The following is an 18,295-nucleotide window of genomic DNA, read 5'->3' as shown; positions in this document are numbered from 1 at the left end:
GGCTGCCGAACGTTGTCAGGGTCCATGCGAAGCCGCCTCACGCCCACCTTGCTCGGGATCGCGGCGGGTACGGCATGGCAGTTGCAGCAGCCGGAGCTTTGGCCGGGGTGGTGGTACGGCGGCGTGCTGCTGGCGGGGTCGGCCCTCTCCCTGTGGCGGAAAGCTGGAGTGAGGGCACTCGCTGGCGCAACCCTCGTCGCCTTCGCACTCACGGGCCTGCGGGCCATCGCCTTCCAATCGCACGCGCTGACCCCCGCTCTCGAAGGCCGGGACATCCCCGTCATCGGCGTGATCGCGGCCATGCCGCAGCGCAACGAAACCGGGCTGCGTTTCCGTTTCGAGGTGGAAGGGCCGTCCACCCTGCCGCCGCAGATCTACCTGGGCTGGTACGGTGCAGCGGCCATCGATGATGCCGGGGGCATGGACCTCGCGCGCAGTGTGCCCGAGCTGCATGCGGGCGAGCGCTGGCGCTTCAACGTGCGCTTGAAGGCGCCGCACGGCAACGTGAACCCCTTCGGCTTCGATTACGAGCTGTGGCTGTGGGAGCAGGGCCTGCAGGCGACGGGCTATGTGCGCAGCGGCCCGCACGATCCGGTACCGGAGCGCTTGGCCGACACATGGCGGCATCCGGTCGAAAGTGCGCGCCAGTCCGTGCGCGACGCGGTGTTCAGGCAGGTGTCCGATCGGAAGACCGCCGGCGTGCTGGCGGCGCTGGTCGCGGGCGACCAGAACGCCATCGAGCGCGGCGACTGGGATGTCTTCCGTGCAACCGGCGTTGCCCACCTGATGAGCATCTCGGGCCTGCACATCACCATGTTCGCGTGGGCCGCCGCCCTGATGGTGGGCTGGTTGTGGCGGCGCAGCTCGCGCCTGTGCCTCGGGTGGCCCGCACAACACGCCGCGCTGGTCGGCGGCATCGCGCTGGCCGCGGCCTATGCGCTGTTCTCCGGCTGGGGCGTCCCGGCCCAGCGCACGATCTGGATGCTGGCGACCGTGGGTGCCTTGCGCCTGTCGGGCCGGCGCTGGCCCTGGCCGCAGGTCTGGCTGCTGGCGTGCGCCGTGGTGGTCCTGATCGATCCCTGGGCGATGCTGCAGGCGGGCTTCTGGCTGAGCTTCGTCGCCGTCGGGGTCCTGTTCGCGACCGACCCGGGCGCATCGCCAACGAAGCCGGCGTCCCCACGCGCGAAGATCGTGCAGAGCGTCTGCGCTTCGCTGCACGAGCAATGGGTCGTCACCATCGCCCTCACGCCCTTGACGCTGCTGCTGTTCGGGCAGGTCTCCGTCGTGGGGCTGCTCGCGAACGCGATCGCGATCCCGTGGGTCACGCTGGTCGTGACGCCGCTCGCGATGGGCGGGGTCGCGCTCCATCCGCTGTGGGCCGCGGCGGCGGGTGCCTTGCAGGCACTGCAGCTTTACCTCGAGTGGCTGGCCTCGTTGCCGTTCGCGACCCTGTCGATGGCCGCGGCCCCTTTGTGGGCCGGGGCATGCGGCGTGGCTGGAGGCCTGCTGCTGGCGATGAAGCTGCCGGTCCCGGTGCGCCTGCTGGGCATTCCCCTGGTGCTGCCGGTGCTCTTGTGGCAAGCGCCGCGGCCCGCGCCGGGCGATTTCGAAGTGCTCGCGGCCGACATCGGGCAGGGCAACGCGCTCCTGGTGCGAACGGCCGGCCACACGCTGGTTTACGACACGGGGCCCCGATACAGCACCGAAAGCGATGCTGGCCATCGCGTGCTGGTGCCGCTGCTGCGGGCGCTCGATGCCCGCGTGGATCTCGTCATGCTCAGCCACCGCGACGCCGACCACACCGGCGGCGCGACGGCGGTGCTGGCGATGCAACCCCAGGCTGCGCTCACGAGTTCGCTCGAGGACGCGCACGAGCTCCAGTCGATCCGCAAGTCCGAGCGCTGCATTGCGGGCGCGCACTGGCATTGGGACGGCGTCGACTTCCTCGTGCTGCATCCGCAGGCGGCCGATTACGGCGCGCCGGCCAAGCCCAACACCATGAGCTGCGTGCTGCGCATCACGACCGGCGCACGCACGGCGCTGCTCGCCGGCGACCTCGAAGCGGCGCAGGAGACGCGGCTCGTCGCAGCCGATGCCCCGGTGAAGTCCGACCTCCTGCTCGTGCCGCATCATGGCAGCAAGACCTCGTCGACCAGCGCCTTCCTCGACGCCGTGCACCCGGCGTTCGCCCTCGTGCAGGCGGGCTACCGCAACCGCTTCGGCCACCCGGCGCCGCCCGTCATGGAGCGCTATCGCGAGCGCGGCATTTCCGTGATCGACTCGCCGCATTGCGGGGCGGCGCGCTGGTCGTCGGCACAGCCCGATCGCGTCGCCTGCCAGCGCGACGAGGCACGCCGCTACTGGATGCATCGCGCGCCTTGACCGAAAGGCCTGTCGCACGGCCTGGAAATTGCTATCCTGTGGTCAACGTTTCCCGATCCGCCGCCATGCAGAAATTCGACGAGATGCTCTCCCTGCTGTCCGAAGGCGGCGACCTGCAGTTCCAGGCGCAGGGCCCCGGCGGGCAAAGCCAGGTCCAGGCCCAGGGCGTGCGCGACCATTACCGCGCTTATGCCGAATGGCTGGCCCGCCAGCCTCAGGAGGTGATGCGGGCGCGGCGCGAAGAGGCGGAGATGATCTTCCGCCGCGTGGGCATCACCTTCGCGGTCTACGGGGCGAAGGACGAGGACGGCGCGGGCACCGAGCGGCTCATCCCTTTCGACCTGATCCCGCGCATCATTCCCTCGGGTGAATGGGCCGCGATGGAGCGGGGCCTGGTGCAGCGCGTGACGGCGCTCAACCGCTTCCTGCACGACGTCTACCACGACCAGGAGATCCTGCGTGCCGGTGTCGTGCCGGCCGACCAGGTCCTGAACAACGCGCAGTACCGGCCGGAGATGAAAGGCATCTACACGCCGCACCGCGTGTACTCGCACATCGCCGGCGTCGACATCGTGCGCGCGCCCAACGCCAAAGGCGAGGGCGAGTACTACGTGCTGGAGGACAACCTGCGCGTGCCCAGCGGCGTGAGCTACATGCTGGAAGACCGCAAGATGATGATGCGGCTCTTCCCCGACCTGTTCTCGATGCACAAGGTCGCGCCGGTCATGCACTACCCGGACCTGCTGCTCGATACCTTGCGCTCCTGCGCGCAGCCGGGCGCGCCCGACCCGACGGTGGTGGTGCTCACGCCCGGCATGTACAACAGCGCGTACTTCGAGCATGCCTTCCTCGCGCAGCAGATGGGTGTGGAGCTGGTCGAAGGCCAGGACCTGTTCGTGAAGGACCGCTTCGTCTACATGCGCACCACGCGCGGGCCGCGCCGCGTCGACGTGATCTACCGGCGCGTGGACGACGACTTCCTCGACCCGTCGGTGTTCCGTCCGACGTCCACGCTCGGCTGCCCCGGCCTCGTGGACGCGTACCAGGCGGGCAACGTCACGATCTGCAACGCGATCGGCACGGGCGTGGCCGACGACAAGTCGATCTACCCCTACGTGCCGAAGATGATCGAGTTCTACCTGGGCGAGAAGCCGATCCTGAACAACGTTCCGACCTACATGTGCCGCCAGAGCGAGGACCTGAAATACGTCCTCGACAACCTGCCGGACCTCGTGGTGAAGGAAGTGCACGGCGCCGGCGGCTACGGCATGCTGGTCGGCCCGGCTTCCACGAAGAAGGAGATCGAGGAGTTCCGCGCGGCGCTGATCGCCCGGCCCGAGGGCTACATCGCGCAGCCGACGCTCTCGCTGTCGAGCTGCCCGACCTTCGTCGATGCCGGCATCGCGCCGCGCCACATCGACCTGCGCCCGTTCGTGCTGTCGGGCCAGGAGGTGCAGATGGTGCCCGGCGGCCTCACGCGCGTGGCGCTCAAGGCCGGCTCGCTCGTCGTGAACTCGTCGCAGGGCGGCGGCACGAAAGACACCTGGGTGCTGGAGGAGTGACCATGCTTTCGAGAACGGCAGATCACCTCTTCTGGATGTCCCGCTACACCGAGCGCGCGGAGAACACCGCCCGCATGCTCGACGTCAATTACCAGACCTCGCTGCTGCCGCAATCGGCCGCCGTCGCCCAGGTCGGGTGGCAGGGCATGCTGTCGATCAGCGAACTGATGCCCGCCTACCAGGCCAAGCACGGCGACATCACGCCGGCGCGGGTCATGGAATTCATGGTCAAGGACGAGAGCAACCCGTCGTCCATCGTCTCGTGCCTGAAGGCGGCGCGCGAGAACGCCCGTGCGGTGCGCGGCTCGCTCACCACCGAAGCCTGGGAGACGCAGAACCAGACCTGGCTGGAAGTGAACCGCATGATCCGCTCCGGCGAGTTCGAGCGCGACCCGGGCCAGTTCTTCGAATGGGTGAAGTTCCGCTCGCACCTGTCGCGCGGCGTGACGGTGGGCACGATGCTGATGGACGAGGCGCTGCACTTCATGCGCCTGGGCACCTTCCTCGAACGCGCGGACAACACGGCGCGGCTGGTCGACGTGAAGTTCCACGCGGTGCAGAGCGACTTCTTCGGCGCCGCCAGCGAGAAGGACCAAGAGTACGACTTCTACCACTGGAGCGCGATCCTGCGTTCCGTCTCCGGCTTCGAGATCTACCGCAAGGTGTACCGCGACGTGATCAAGCCCGAGCGCGTGGCGGACCTGCTGATCCTGCGGCCGGACATGCCGCGCTCGCTGCATGCCAGCATGAACGAGGTCGTCTCGAACCTCGCGGCCGTGGCGAACGACCAGTCGTCCGAAACGCAGCGGCGCGCCGGCAGACTGAGGGCCGAACTGCAGTACGGTAGCATCGACGAGATCCTGGCCACCGGCCTGCACGCGTTTCTCACGCAGTTCCTCGATCGCGTGAACGAGCTGGGCGGGCGCATCAGCCGGGACTTCCTGATTCCCGCCACGATTTGACGACGAACCCCAATCCGATGGAGCAGGGCGTCGCCCTGCTGCAAGGGGGGCGATTCCACGAGGCCGTGCAGGCCTTCGCCGTCGCCCTGCGCGCGCAGCCGCTCGCCGTCGATCCCCGCATCGGGCTGGTCCAGGCCTTCAACGGCATCGGCGACGGCTGGGCCGCGGCCGCGTGGTTGAGCGATGCCTGCCGCGTCGCGCCCCAGCGTCCCGCGCTGTGGCAGGAGCTGGCGCGCTTGCTGGCCGCGCAACAGCGTGAGGCGGAAATCGAGCCGCTACTGGTTGCGGCGCTCGCGGCGAATCCCGACGACGTGCCGCTGCTGCTGATGGCCGGCGAATACCACCTGCGGCGCAAGTCCTACGCGCAGGCGCTGCCCGCATTCGAACGCCTGCAGGACCTGCGCGCCGACGACTCCACGGTGGTGCTCAATTACGGGTTCTGCCTGGAGCACACGGGTGCCGTCGAGAAGTCGGTGCATGCCTATCGCCGCGCGCTCGCTCGCAAGCCCGATTTCATGGAAGCGCATGTCGACCTCTCGGGCGTGCTGTGGCGCATCGAGGATTTCGACGGCGCGCTCGTGCACGCGCAGAAGGCGGTGGAACTCGCGCCGGACAACGCGCATGCGGTGCGCATCCTTGGCACGGCCCACCTGAATCTCGAACGCCTGGAGCAAGCCGAGCGCCACCTGCGCCGCTCGCTCGAGCTGCTGCCCGAGTTCGCGCTGGCGGAAATCGACCTCGCCTTCACGCTGCTCGCCGCCGGGCGGCTGGAAGAGGGCTGGAAGTTCTACGCCCGCCGCTGGCGCGACACCGATCGCATGAAGCGGCCCGCTTTCTTCAACCCCGAGCTGGAATGGCGCGGGCGCACGGCGCAGCCGCTGCAGGGCAAGCGGATCGCCGTGTACGCGGAGCAGGGCCTGGGCGACGTCATCCAGTTCATGCGCTATGCGCGCGAGCTGCAGGCCGACGGCGCGACCGTGTCCGGCGTGATCCAGCCCGAGCTGGTGCCGCTGGTCGAACACAGCCTGCCGGGCGTCCTGTGCCTCACGACCGATCGCGTCCTGCAGGCCGACTACCACGTCGCCTTGCTCGACTTGCCGATGCACTACGGCACGACGCTGGCCACCATTCCCGCGTCCGTGCCTTACCTGCGTGCGCCGGAAGCGAAGGTGCGGGAATGGGCGCAGCGCATGCCGGCGCGCGAAGAGCGACTGCGCCTCGGCCTCGCCTGGTCCGGCTCGCTGCGGCAGGTGAACAACAACAACCGGGCGATTCGCCTGAGCCAGTTGATGCCGCTGCTGGAGAGGGCCGAACTGCAATGCTTCAGCCTGCAGAAGGGCGAGTGCGGCGTGTTCACCGACGTGGCGCCGGATGCCGGGCAGCTCGTCGATCTCACGGCCCACTGGCGGGACTTCACCGACAGCGCGGCGATGATCGAGAACCTGGATCTCGTCGTCACCGTCGATACGTCCATAGCGCACCTGGCCGGCGCGATGGGCAGGGAAGTGTGGGTGCTGCTGGCGCCGAACGCCGACTGGCGCTGGCTGGTCGATCGCGAGGATTCTCCCTGGTACCCGACGATGCGCCTCTTCAGGCGCAGGTTCGGCGAGACGCGCCCGGCGCACGTGCAGCGCGTGATGGCTGCTCTCGGCGAGCGGCTGGCCGGGACGCGCATCACCTGACGATCAGGCGGTCGGTTCGGGCGGACCGTTCCCGGCGCGGTTGTATAAACGGGCCATGGGCAAGCAGCGACTCGAGGCCTTCAGCGACGGCGTGATCGCCATCATCATCACGATCATGGTGCTCGAGCTGAAGGTGCCGCACGGCGCGACGATCGACGTGCTCGAGCCGCTGATCCCGGTGTTCCTGAGCTACCTTTTGAGCTTCGTCTACGTCGGGATCTACTGGAACAACCACCACCACATGCTGCATGCGGCGCGCCAGGTGTCCGGCGGCGTGCTGTGGGCCAACCTGCACCTGCTGTTCTGGTTGTCGCTGATGCCTTTCGCGACGGGCTGGATGGGCGAGAACCATTTCGCGGCGTGGCCCTCGGCGGTGTACGGCTTGGTCCTGCTGATGGCGGCGATCGCCTACTGGCTCCTCCAGCAGGCGATCATCGCGTGCGACGGGCCCGATTCGCTGCTGAAGACTGCGGTGGGCTTCGACTGGAAAGGCAAGCTCTCGCCGCTTGCGTACATCACCGCGATCGCCTCGACCTTCTTCCTGCCCTGGGTCGCGCAAGCGCTGTACGTGCTCGTCGCGCTGGTGTGGCTCGTGCCCGACCGGCGCATCGAACGGGCGATCGGCATGCACCCGGCGCATCATCACGCGTCGCCCAACGGGTCGCGCTAGGGATCAGGAGCCGCGCTCCGCCGCCAGGGCCGCCTTCACTGCATCGCCCAGTTCGATCACCGCCATCGCGTAGTAGCTGGACCAGTTGTAGCGCGTGATCACGTAGAAATTCTCGGTGCCGGCCACGTACTGCGGCGGGTTCTCGCCGTTCTGCAGTTCGATGAGCGCCAGCTTGCCCGGGTGTTCGCGCCCGGGCGTATCCAGCACCGCGCCCAGGTCGGTGAACTTCTCCGGGCTGAAGGTGGGCAGGATGTCGGGTGCGAGCAGCGCCTCGATGTCCAGCCGCGCCGGGTCGAAGCTCACGGGGTAGTGCGTGGGCACGCCGGGCTGCCAGCCGTAGCTGCAGAAGTAGTTCGCCACCGAGCCGATCACGTCGGCGGGGCTGCCGCGCAGGTCGACGCGCTGGTCGCCGTCGAAATCGATCGCCCACTTCGCCCAGCTGCTCGGCATGAACTGCGGCATGCCCATGGCGCCGGCGTAACTGCCCAGCGGCAACTGCGGGTCGCCCTGGCGCTCGGCCTGGGTCACCAGGAATTGCTCGAACTCGCTGCGAAAGTAGCTCGTGCGCTCGGCCGCGCGCGGATGCGACTGGGGGAAATCGAACGACAGCGTCGCCAGCGTGTCCAGCACGCGGAAGTTGCCCATCTGCTGGCCGTAGATCGTCTCGACGCCGATGATGCCCACGACGATTTCCGGCGGCACGCCGAAGTCCTGCTGCGCGCGGGCGAGCGTCGCCTCGTTCTCCTTCCAGAACCGCACGCCCGCGGCGATGCGGATCGGCTCGACAAAGCGGCTGCGATAGACCTCCCAGTTCTTGGGCTGGCCCGGGGGCGCGGGCTGCATCAGGCGTACCACGACGGGCAGCATCTGCGCGTGCTCGACGGCGGCGCGCACCCATGAGCGATCGAGGCCGCGGCGCTCGGCAAGTTCATCGGCCCACTGCAGCGCGTCCTCGCGGCTGGCGTAAGGCACGCCGCGGTACGGGGACGCGGTCGCACTGGTCTTGATGCGCGTGGGTTTGTTGGCCGCCACCGCGGGCTCCGCGGCCGTGACGAGGCCGACGGCGATGGCGAGCGGGAGGAAGGCAGGGCGAAATACGGCGGACATCAGGCGGGCCAGGGAATCTGTCGGAGCTTTCGTTGCAACGCGCGCACACTGGTGGCGCAGGACGGGGCATAGCGCTGCATTTCGAGCTCGAGCAGCCAATGCGCCAATGGTGCACCCGCTTTCCCGTACCGTGATGTCACGATCGTCGCCATTTGCCGCGGCGGCGCGGCCGGTGCGAGTGCCATGCCTTGCGCCGCCAGCCGCCGGCGGACACGGTGCAGCAGCCGCAGCCAAGGGTCGTGCTCGCGGCGATCCCAGAGGGTCCAGGCCGCGCCGCCCAGCGCCACGATCACGATCAGCCCGATCAGCACATAGGCGAGGTCTTCCCAGCTCGGGGTGGAAAAGCCGATGTCCTTGAGCAGGTCCAGCTGGCGGCTCTGCGTGTAATTGAGGATGCGCTGGTTCCACGCGTTGTTGACGGCTTCCCACGCCGAACGCAGCCCTTCGGCGAGTCCGGGCGTCACGTCGCCGAAGGCGGCGGCGAATGCGCCCCGCCGCGCCTGCACCCGCTGCAAGGAGCCGATGCGGCCGGGCATGACGGCACCCGTGGGATCGACGCGCACCCAGCCCTCGCCGGCGAGCCACACCTCGGTCCACGCATGGGCATCGCTTTGCCGCACGATCCAGTAGCCGTCGACGCTGTTCATTTCGCCGCCCTGGTAGCCGGTGACGATGCGCGCCGGGATGTCCATCGCGCGCATCAGGACGACGAAGGCGGACGCGATGTGTTCGCAAAAGCCTTCCTTGCGGTCGAACCAGAATTCGTCGGCGGTGTTGTCGCCGTACACGCCCGGTTCCAGCGTGTAGCGGTAGCCGCCGGTGCGCAGTCGCTCCAGCGCAGCGCGCACCAGCGCCGGGGCGCCGCCGCGTGCGAGTTGCGGGTCCGCGCGCATCTGGCGCGCGAGATCCACCGTGCGGGGGTTGGAGCCGGGCGGCAGCAGCAGGTACTCGGGCGGCAGCGCCGCGATGCTGCGCGGGCCGTGCCGGAAATTCGTGTAGCTCTCGGCCTTGTAGCGCAGCAGGTCGACCACCGGGCGGTTGACCATCCACGCCAGCTCGCCCGTCATGACGGGCTCGAAGCCCGGCACGCGCGGCGGGCGGGGTGCCGCATCCAGCGTCATGATCCAGAGCCGGTTGCTCGGCTCCAGCGTGACTTCGTAGCGCACCGGTTCGCCGGACACTTGCAGCTGCGCCGCGGGCCCGGCCGGCGCCGCCAGGGGAGCGAGCCGCGATTGCAGCGGCCGCCACTCGCGCCCGTCGAAGGTGGACAGCACCGGGCCGCGGAAATACAACTCGCGCTGCGCGGGCACACGGCCCTCGAACTTCACGCGCATGGCGATGCTGTCGTCCAGGGCCAGCGTCGCGATGTTGCCCACCTGCATCGTGTTCGAGAGGCCGGTGCGGCCGGCCATCGCATCGCTGGGCGTGCCCCAAAGAGGCCCGAGCCGCGGGAACAGCACGAAGAGCACGGCCATGACCGGCGCGCCGAGCAGCGTCATCCACCCCGCCGTGCGCGCGGCTTCGGCCAGGGGCGGCTTGCCCACCGGCATGTGCGCGTTGACGAGCGCCGTGAGCAGCCCGAGCAGCGCAACGAGCATCGCCGCCGCCGTCGTGAGCGACTGCGAGAAGAAGAAATCGGTGAGCATCATGAAGAAGCCCAGGAAGAACACCACGAAGATGTCGCGCCGCGCGCGCAGCTCCAGCGTCTTCAGTGCCAGGAGCACGAGGATCAGCGTCACGCCGGCATCGCGCCCGAGCACCGTGCGGTAGGTGAAGGCCGTCGCCGCCACGGCGATGAACAGCAGCGCGATGAGCCAGCCCTTGCCGGGCAGCGGCTTGGATGCGAGGGCGAGCGAGCCGCGCCATGCCAGCACGCCGATCGCGAGGACGCCGCACCACCACGGCACGTGCGCGAGCTGGGGCAGCATGATCCAGCCGATGACGGCCAGCAGGAACAGTGTGTCGCGCGTGTCGCGCGGCAGGGCTTCGAGCCGGGTCAGCATAGCGCTCGACGAGCCGCCTCTAGAGCGCGCGCCCCCTTGGGGGGTACGGCATTGCCGTTGGGGGTCAACATACGGCCAACGCCTCGAGGCAGCGGCGCTTGTGCGCCTCGCCGTTGGCCGGCGCGATCTGGACCCCCGGCAGGCGCAAGCCGTATTCCATGCCGAGGCGATCGGCCTGCAGCACCCACGCGGCCAGGCGCGAGAGGCGCTTTTCGATATCGCTGGTGCCGGCCCGCTGGAAATCGAGCCACAGCTCCCAGCGCTGCGCCTGCTCGGCGTCGCGGCTGACGAGCTCGCCGGTCTTGGCGGCCTTCTTCCACACCACCAGCTTGAGCGCATCGCCGCGGCGGTAGGAACGCACGCCGTCGAATTCGCCGCCGGCCTGCAGGCGCGAGCGCGCGGCGCCGCCGGCGCGCGGCTCGCCCGGCGGCAGCGGCGGCGGGAAGGCCTCGGGTTGCGGGTAGACGAGCACCTGCGCCGCAGGCCGCCACACCGTCCACACGCGGAAGGTGCCGAGGGGAAAGCGGGTTTCCGCCGTCAGCGGAGGCACGCGATGCAGCCCGCGGCGCCCGGGCCTGAAGGCCACGTTCACCGTACTGCTGCCCAGGGCCGGAACGTCGGTCCACACCCATTTGTCGTCGACAGTCGAATCGAGCACCGCCAGCCCGATGCCGTGGCGCACCGACTTGCGGCCGTTCGTGAGCACGATGCGCAGCATGGCGCTGGCGCCCGCGAACTGCGGGTCCGGCGCCATCAGGTTCATCGTGAGTCCGCGCAAGGTCGCGTGGCACACGTGCATGCCCACCACCGCACAACCCGCGAGCAGGAACGTGAGCAGGTAGCCGAGGTTCAACCGGTAATTGATCGACGCGATCACCAGCACCAGCAGCGTCGCGCCGAGCATGAACCCGGCGCGCGTGGGCAGGATGTAGACGTTGCGCTGGGTGAGCGTCGTGGTGTCGGACAGCGGCAGCCGCGCCTGCCACCATTCGCGGAACCGCTGCCGCGTGTAGGCGATCGGGTTCAGCGTCAGCGTCGGGGTCATGTTCACGGCAGGGGAACAGCCTCCATCATCGCGCGAACCTGTTCGACCGGGCCGCGGCCCGCATCGCCGGCCGGGATCAGGCGGTGCGCGATCGTCTGCGGCAGGATCGACTGCACGTCATCCGGCGCGATGTAGTCGCGACCGCCGAGCATGGCCTGGGCCTTCGCCGCGCGGACCACGGCGATGCCGGCGCGCGGCGACAGGCCCTGCAGGAACCATCGCCCCGAACGCGTCGCGGCGACGAGATCCTGCACGTAGTTCAGCAGCGGCTCGGCCGCGTGCACCTGCATCACTTTCTGCTGCAGCAACTGCAGGTCCACCGGCGTGAGCGTGTTGCGCATCGCCTCGACCATGCCCCGGCGATCCGCGCCGGCCAGCAGTTCGCGCTCGGCGGCGCGGTCGGGGTAGCCCAGCGAGATGCGCATCAGGAAACGGTCGAGCTGCGATTCCGGCAGCGCGAAGGTGCCCAGCTGGTCGTGCGGGTTCTGCGTGGCGATCACGAAGAAAGGCGAGGGCAGCGCGCGCGTCTCTCCTTCGACGGTGACCTGGCGCTCTTCCATGGCTTCCAGCAGGGCGCTCTGCGTCTTGGGGCTGGCGCGGTTGATCTCGTCGGCCAGCAGGACCTGCGCGAATACCGGGCCGGGATGGAAGACGAAAGCCTCCTTCCCGCGCTCGTACACCGACACGCCGGACAGGTCGCTGGGCATCAGGTCCGCCGTGAATTGCACACGCGAGAAATGCAGGCCGAACGAGCGCGCGAGCGCGTGGGCCAGCGTCGTCTTGCCGACCCCGGGCACGTCCTCGATGAGCAGGTGGCCGCCCGCCAGCAGGCAGGCCACGCAGTCGCGCACCTGGCCGGATTTTCCGACGACCACCGTGTTAAGCTGGTCAAGGAGCGCCTTGAGCTTTTGTTGTGCTTCCATGTGAGGCCAGACCATAGCTCAAAAAGGGCGCCGCAGAGAGCGAGACACGTGAACAAGACGGGCTATTTCACGCACGAGGATTGCCGGCGCCACGAGATGGGGCCCGGCCACCCGGAATGTCCCGAGCGGCTGGCCGCGATCGAGGACCGGCTGATCGCCAGCGGGGTCATGGATGCACTGGACCGCCGCGAGGCACCGCTCGCGTCCCTGGGCGACATCGAGCTGGCGCACGACCGCATGCACATCGCCGCGATGCGCGGGCTGGCGGACCGGCTCGCCGAGGAGGTCGCCGCCGGCGGCCGGCCTTACGCGCGCATCGACCCCGATACGGCGATGAACCGCTACAGCTGGGATGCCGCACTGCGAGCGGCCGGCGCCGTGCTTGCGGCCGTGGACGCCGTGATGGCGGGCGAGCTGGAGAACGCGTTCTGCGCCGTGCGCCCGCCGGGCCACCATGCCTGCCGCGACCATGCGATGGGCTTTTGCATCTTCAACAACGTGGCGATCGGCGCGCGCTATGCGGTGCGTCGCCATGGCCTGCAGCGCGTGGCCATCGTCGACTTCGACGTGCACCACGGCAACGGCACCGAGGACATCCTCGCCGGCGACGAGCATGCGCTGATGGTGGGCCTGTTCCAGCACCCGTTCTATCCCTACAGCGGCACCGAGCATCCCGCCAGGAACATGGTGAACCTGCCCGTGCCCGCGTACACGCGCGGCATGGCCATCCGCGAACTGGTCGACGCCGCCTGGCTGCCGCGCCTGGAGGAATTCGAGCCGGAGATGATCCTCATCAGCGCGGGCTTCGATGCCCACCGCGAAGACGATCTGGGCCAGCTCGGGCTGGTCGAAGCCGACTACCAGTGGATCACGGCGAAGGTCAAGGACGTCGCCGCGAAGCACGCGAAGGGGCGCATCGTCTCGTCGCTGGAAGGCGGCTACAACCTCGATGCCCTGGGGCGCAGTGTCGAGGCCCATGTTCGCGTCCTCGCGGACCTCTGACATGAAGAACGATTTGCCCGTCACCGACGCCGTGCTGTACCAGCGCGACGGCCGCGGCGTCATCACGCTCACGATGAACCGCCCGGCGAACTTCAATGCGCTGTCGGAAGAGATGCTGGCCGCGTTGCAGGCGGCACTCGATCGCGTCAAGGACGACGAGGGCGCGCGGGCGGTCGTGATCGCCGGCGCGGGCAAGGCGTTCTGCCCGGGCCACAACCTGAAGGAAATGAGCGACAACCCTTCGCTCGAGTACTACCGGCACCTGTTCGACCAGTGCAGCCGCATGATGCTGGCCATCATGAAGTTGCCCGTGCCCGTGATCGCGCGGGTGCACGGCATCGCGACCGCGGCGGGCTGCCAGCTCGTGGCGCAATGCGACCTGGCGGTCGCCTCGAGCGAAGCGAAGTTCGCGGTGAGCGGCGTGAGCTACGGCCTCTTTTGCTCCACGCCCAGCGTGCCGTTGCTGCGCAACGTGCCGCCGAAGCAGGCGATGGAGATGCTGGTGACGGGCGAGTTCATCACCGCCCAGCAGGCGCTCGAGCGCGGGCTGGTCAATCGCGTCGTCGCAGCCGACCAGCTCGATACGGAGATCGGCAAGCTCGTGGCCAGCATCCTCGACAAGCCGCGCACCGCCATCGCGATGGGCAAGGAGCTCGTGTACCGCCAGCGCGAGATGGGCATCGAGGCGGCGTACCAGCTTGCCAACCAGACGATGGCCGTGAACATGATGGACTCGTGCGCGCAGGAAGGCTTCAAGGCGTTCACGGAAAAGCGCAAGCCGGCCTGGAAGCCGTAATCCGAAGATGATCGAACTCGACAAGCTGGTCCATGACCTGGGCCACCCGGGTGTGCCTTGGGAAGTCGCCGCACTGCTGGGCTGCCTGCTCCTTGCTTATGCGATCTGCTGGCTGATGGGCCGGCGGGTGGCGGGCGATTCCGTCTTGTTCGGCCGCGCCATCGTGGACGGCGTGCTGTTCCCGTTGCTGGCGCTGGCATTCACGTACGGCGCCTTCCTGTACTTCGCGCAGCAGCAGCCGGCGGCCTTGTTGCGCATCGCGGTGCCGGTGCTGATTTCGCTGGCGGGCATCCGCTTCCTCGCGCGCGTGCTGACGGTGGTGTTCCCGGCATCCGGCTTCGCGCGCCTGATGGAGCGCCTGTTCTCGTGGCTCGCCTGGATCGCCGCCGTCCTGTGGATCGTCGGCCTGCTGCCCGAGGTGATGGAGCAGATGGAGGCGGTGCACTTCGTCTTCGGCAAGACCCGGGTGTCGCTGCTGGCCATCGTGCAGGGCGTGCTGTCGTCCGGCGTGGTGATGGTGATCGCGCTGTGGATTTCCGCGACGCTCGAGCGCAAGGTGCTTCGCGAGACGGTCACCGACCTGTCGCTGCGCAAGATGGCAGCGAACGCGATCCGCGCCACGCTCCTGCTGGTGGGCCTGCTGTTCGCGTTGTCGGCGGTGGGCGTGGACCTCACGGCGCTGTCGGTGCTCGGTGGCGCATTGGGCGTGGGCCTCGGCTTCGGCCTGCAGAAGCTCGCGGCCAATTACATCAGCGGCTTCGTGATCCTCTTCGAACGCAGCCTGCGCATCGGCGACACGATCAAGATCGACGGCTTCGAGGGCGTGGTCACCGACATCAAGACGCGCTACATGCTGATCCGCGCCCTGAATGGGCGCGAATCCATCGTGCCGAACGAGAAGGTGATCACCGAGCGCGTCGAGAACCTGTCGCTCGCCGATCCGCGCATCCTGCTGTCCACCGACGTCACCGTGGGATACGACAGCGACCCGGCGCAAGTGCAGCGCATCCTGTGCGATGCCGCGCTGGCCGCCCAGCGTGTGCTGAAGGATCCCGCACCCGTGGCGCACCTCGTTCGCCTGGGCGCCGACGGCCTGGAGTTCTCGCTGTTCTTCTGGATCCAGGACCCGGCGAACGGGCAGTTGAACGTCAGGTCGGAGATCAACCTGCGACTCCTGCAGGGCCTGCGCGCGGCGGGCATCGACATCCCGTTCCCGCAACGCGTGGTGCACCTGCGCAGCGACGCTACCCCATCAGCGACGGCAGCCACAAGCTGAGCTGCGGGAAGGCGATGAGGACCGCGAGCATCACGACCAGCACGAACACGAACGGCCAGCAGCCGCGGTAGATCGCGCCCAGGCCGACGCCGGGCAGCAGGGCGTTGAGGACGAACATGTTCATGCCCACCGGCGGCGACACCAGCCCGATCTGCACCACCATGACGATCAGCACTCCGAACCAGATCGGGTCGTAGCCCAGCGACGTGATCACGGGGAAGAACAAGGGGATGGTGAGCAGCACCATCGTGAGTTCTTCCATCACCGTGCCGAGCACGACGTAGATCAGCATCATCGCCACGACCACCATCGTGGGCGACAGGCCGCTGCCGGTGATCAGGTCCTTCAGGTCGCCCGGCATGGTCGTGAAATTCACGAAGTTCGCGAACACGGTCGCGGCGATGAGCAACGTGAACAGCATCGCGGTCGTGCGTGCGGACTCGACCAGCACTTCGTACAGCGCGCGCCAGGACAGCCGTCGGCGCGCCAGGGCGAACAGGAACGCGCCCGCCGCGCCGAACCCGGCGCCCTCGGTGGCCGTGAAGATGCCGCCGTAGATGCCGCCCAGGACCACCACGACCAGCACCAGCACGCCCCAGATCCCGCGCAGGGCCGCCCAGCGCTGCGGCCAGGTGCTGCGTTCGCCCGGTGGAGCATGCGCCGGATCGCGCCAGGTGATCCATGCGATGCCCAGCATCATCAGCAGCGCGCTCAGGAGGCCGGGAAGCACGCCGGCGGCGAACAGCTTGCCGATGTTGGTTTCGGTGATGATCCCGTAGATCACCATGATGGTGGACGGCGGGATCATGATGCCCAGCGTGCCGCCTGCGGCAATCACCCCCATGGACAGCTCGTCGCTGTAGCCGAGCCGGTTCATCGAGGGGTAGGCGACCTTGCCCATCGTCGCTGCGGTCGCGATCGAGGAGCCGCAGATGGCGCCGAAGCCCGCGCAGGCGGCCACCGTGGCATGCGCAAGGCCGCCGCGCACGTGGCCGATGAAGGCGTAGGCGGCCTGGAACAGCTCCTGCGCCAGCCCGGCGCGCGCGACGAAGTTGCCCATCAGGATGAACAGGGGGATCACCGAGAGGGTGTAGGCGAACCCCGTTTCGTGCACGACCTGGGCGACGCTGGCGAGCGCCGGGTCCAGCCCGCGCAGGTGGGCCATGCCGCCGAGGCCGACCAGGCCCATGGAGAAGGCCAGCGGCACGCGCAAAAGGGCGAGAAGGAAGACCAGCGCGAAGCCCGTGAGCGCCTCGATCACAGCGGCGTTCCCTCGCCTTCGGCGAGCTCGGGCGGCGGCTGGAAGATCAGCGCGACGTGCACGAGGCCGGCCAGGCCGCACATCACGGCCATTCCGTAGATGAACGGTGCCTTGGGAACGTGCAGCTGCGCGGTCGTTTCGCCGCTGGCGAGGAATTCGCCTGCAGTGCGCCACATGAGGGCGGCCAGCGCCAGCAACAGGATCGCCAGCAGCAGGTGGATGATGGCCTTCTGGGCGCGCAGCACGGTTTCGGGCAAGTAGCGGTCGAGCGAGTCGAACAGCACGTGCTCGCCGCGCAGGGACACCAGCGGCAGGGCCGCGAAGATCACGACGACCATCAAGAGCTCGGTGAGCTCGAGCGAGCCGCGGATGGAGTTGCTGGCGAGCTTGCGGCCGAGGACGTCCAGGAACGTCAGCGCCATGATGGCGAAAAGGGCACCGGCGGCGAGCGCGCCGCTCAGCACTTCGAGCGTCTTCTTCACTTCTCCTGCTTCGCGATCTCCGCACGGAAGTCGGCGAGCACCTTGGCGGCGTTCTTCAGGCCCTTGCCCTCCGCGTCCTTGACCCACCTGTCTTCCAGGCCCGCGGTCCTGGCCTTGACGTCCGACACGAATTTCGCGTCGGCCTTGGTGATCTGCGTGCCGTTGGCCTGCATCAGCGCCGTCGCCCGGCGGTCCACCTTCTCCCAGTTGCGGCCGAAGATGCGCGCGGCGGTTTCGTGGGAGGCGGCGTCCACGGCCTTCTTCTCGGCGGGGCCGAGCTTGTCGTACTTGCCCTGGTTCATCATGAAGACGAAGCTGGTGTTGTACAGGCCCCCCGGGAAGGTCGTCACGTACCTGATCAGCTTGTCGATCTTGAACGACTCGGCGGACTCGGCCGGCAGCAAGGTGCCGTCCATCACGCCGCTGGACAGCAGCTCATAGTTCTCGGTCGCGGGCTTGAGCGTCGCGTTCATGCCCAGCGTCTTGACGATTTCGTTGACCATCCCGCCGCCCACGCGCCACTTCAGGCCCTGCAGGTCATCCACCTTCGTGACCGGGCGCTTCGTGTTCATGAGCATGCCCGGGCCGTGCGTGAAGAACGTGATCACGTGCACGCCTTGGTGCTCCGCCGCGAATTCGGGATGCTTGCTCGCCACCTTGTCGAAGGCCACCGACAGCGGCTCGGCGCCGTTGCCAAGGAACGGGAACTCGGCCATTTGCGTGAGCACGAAGCGCCCCGGCGTGTAGCCATGCACGGTGAACGACACGTCGGCCAGGCCGTTTTTCACCGCATCGAAGGTGCCGGGCGGGTTCGCGACCGCGCGCGGCAGGACGTTGCACTTGACCTTGCCGGACGAGTTCTTCTCGACCAGGTCGCACCATTCCTTCTGCGCGATGCTGAGCGCGTGGGTCGGCGGAACCCAGCTCGACACCGTGAGCACGGTCTGGGCGCAGGCCGGTGCGGCGGCGAAGGCGGCACCCGCCGCGACAGCGAAGGCAATTCGTTTCATCGACAACTCCTTCTGATGGATGCGGACGAATGTAAGGTCGCGTCTCGAACGCCACGGTCCTGACTTACCCGGATTCACCGACCGCGAGGTTGGCGAACTGTCTTCCTGCGGACAGCGGCTCGAGCGAACGCC

Annotated in this window: 15 protein-coding genes; 8 read left to right on the top strand and 7 right to left on the bottom strand. The window is 68.4% G+C overall.

Annotated features, from left to right (window positions below):
* Positions 1-24 precede the first annotated feature (24 nt).
* From AC3EF3_RS12395 to AC3EF3_RS12375, 5 genes are all read left to right on the top strand, one after another.
* On the top strand, positions 25-2,382 hold the full coding sequence (locus tag AC3EF3_RS12395) for a DNA internalization-related competence protein ComEC/Rec2 (protein ID WP_488532456.1): 2,358 nt from the start codon (positions 25-27) through the stop codon (positions 2,380-2,382).
* A 65-nt stretch (positions 2,383-2,447) separates the two neighbouring features.
* On the top strand, positions 2,448-3,944 hold the full coding sequence (locus AC3EF3_RS12390; RefSeq protein ID WP_488532455.1) for a circularly permuted type 2 ATP-grasp protein: 1,497 nt from the start codon (positions 2,448-2,450) through the stop codon (positions 3,942-3,944).
* 2 nt (positions 3,945-3,946) lie between these two features.
* On the top strand, positions 3,947-4,906 hold the full coding sequence (locus AC3EF3_RS12385; protein WP_488532454.1) for an alpha-E domain-containing protein: 960 nt from the start codon (positions 3,947-3,949) through the stop codon (positions 4,904-4,906).
* A gap of 17 nt (positions 4,907-4,923) precedes the next feature.
* A complete protein-coding gene (locus AC3EF3_RS12380) occupies positions 4,924-6,588 on the top strand; it encodes a tetratricopeptide repeat protein (RefSeq protein WP_488532453.1) in 1,665 nt (554 codons plus the stop codon).
* Positions 6,589-6,643: 55 nt separating this feature from the next.
* Positions 6,644-7,258 carry a TMEM175 family protein gene (locus AC3EF3_RS12375; protein WP_488532452.1) on the top strand — a complete coding sequence of 205 codons (615 nt, stop codon included), beginning with the start codon at positions 6,644-6,646 and terminating at the stop codon, positions 7,256-7,258.
* Positions 7,259-7,261: 3 nt separating this feature from the next.
* Here AC3EF3_RS12375 and mltB read toward each other — a convergent pair whose 3' ends face one another.
* The 4 genes from mltB to AC3EF3_RS12355 form a co-directional block, all read right to left on the bottom strand.
* A complete protein-coding gene (gene mltB, locus AC3EF3_RS12370) occupies positions 7,262-8,365 on the bottom strand; it encodes a lytic murein transglycosylase B (protein ID WP_488532451.1) in 1,104 nt (367 codons plus the stop codon).
* On the bottom strand, positions 8,365-10,368 hold the full coding sequence (locus AC3EF3_RS12365) for a transglutaminase TgpA family protein (protein WP_488532450.1): 2,004 nt from the start codon (positions 10,366-10,368) through the stop codon (positions 8,365-8,367). The genes mltB and AC3EF3_RS12365 overlap by 1 nt, the downstream gene beginning before the upstream one ends.
* Before the next feature lie 64 nt (positions 10,369-10,432).
* Positions 10,433-11,413 carry a DUF58 domain-containing protein gene (locus tag AC3EF3_RS12360; RefSeq protein ID WP_488533783.1) on the bottom strand — a complete coding sequence of 327 codons (981 nt, stop codon included), beginning with the start codon at positions 11,411-11,413 and terminating at the stop codon, positions 10,433-10,435.
* A gap of 2 nt (positions 11,414-11,415) precedes the next feature.
* A complete protein-coding gene (locus AC3EF3_RS12355) occupies positions 11,416-12,336 on the bottom strand; it encodes an AAA family ATPase (RefSeq protein WP_488532449.1) in 921 nt (306 codons plus the stop codon).
* 48 nt (positions 12,337-12,384) lie between these two features.
* Here AC3EF3_RS12355 and AC3EF3_RS12350 point away from each other — a divergent pair, with 48 nt between their 5' ends.
* Genes AC3EF3_RS12350 through AC3EF3_RS12340 form a run of 3 tightly spaced genes read left to right on the top strand, consistent with a single transcriptional unit; the run spans position 12,385 to position 15,410 of the window.
* Positions 12,385-13,338 carry a histone deacetylase family protein gene (locus tag AC3EF3_RS12350; RefSeq protein ID WP_488532448.1) on the top strand — a complete coding sequence of 318 codons (954 nt, stop codon included), beginning with the start codon at positions 12,385-12,387 and terminating at the stop codon, positions 13,336-13,338.
* A gap of 1 nt (position 13,339) precedes the next feature.
* Positions 13,340-14,134 (top strand): enoyl-CoA hydratase, encoded by a 795-nt coding sequence (locus AC3EF3_RS12345; RefSeq protein ID WP_488532447.1) that lies wholly within the window; start codon positions 13,340-13,342, stop codon positions 14,132-14,134.
* Between the two features lie 7 nt (positions 14,135-14,141).
* Positions 14,142-15,410 (top strand): mechanosensitive ion channel family protein, encoded by a 1,269-nt coding sequence (locus tag AC3EF3_RS12340; RefSeq protein WP_488532446.1) that lies wholly within the window; start codon positions 14,142-14,144, stop codon positions 15,408-15,410.
* Here AC3EF3_RS12340 and AC3EF3_RS12335 read toward each other — a convergent pair.
* Genes AC3EF3_RS12335 through AC3EF3_RS12325 form a run of 3 tightly spaced genes read right to left on the bottom strand, consistent with a single transcriptional unit; the run spans position 15,379 to position 18,163 of the window.
* On the bottom strand, positions 15,379-16,671 hold the full coding sequence (locus tag AC3EF3_RS12335) for a TRAP transporter large permease (protein ID WP_488532445.1): 1,293 nt from the start codon (positions 16,669-16,671) through the stop codon (positions 15,379-15,381). The genes AC3EF3_RS12340 and AC3EF3_RS12335 overlap by 32 nt on opposite strands.
* Positions 16,668-17,153, bottom strand: coding sequence for a TRAP transporter small permease (locus AC3EF3_RS12330; RefSeq protein ID WP_488532444.1), 486 nt, complete (start codon positions 17,151-17,153; stop codon positions 16,668-16,670). Before AC3EF3_RS12330 ends, AC3EF3_RS12335 begins: the two co-directional genes overlap by 4 nt.
* The gene (locus tag AC3EF3_RS12325) at positions 17,150-18,163 is read right to left on the bottom strand and encodes a TRAP transporter substrate-binding protein (protein WP_488532443.1); all 1,014 of its coding nucleotides are present in this window, start codon (positions 18,161-18,163) and stop codon (positions 17,150-17,152) included. The genes AC3EF3_RS12330 and AC3EF3_RS12325 overlap by 4 nt, the downstream gene beginning before the upstream one ends.
* Positions 18,164-18,295 lie beyond the last annotated feature (132 nt).

This window comes from Ramlibacter sp. GS1-15 (genome assembly GCF_057785015.1).
This window is presented reverse-complemented; position numbering and strand designations above follow the sequence as displayed.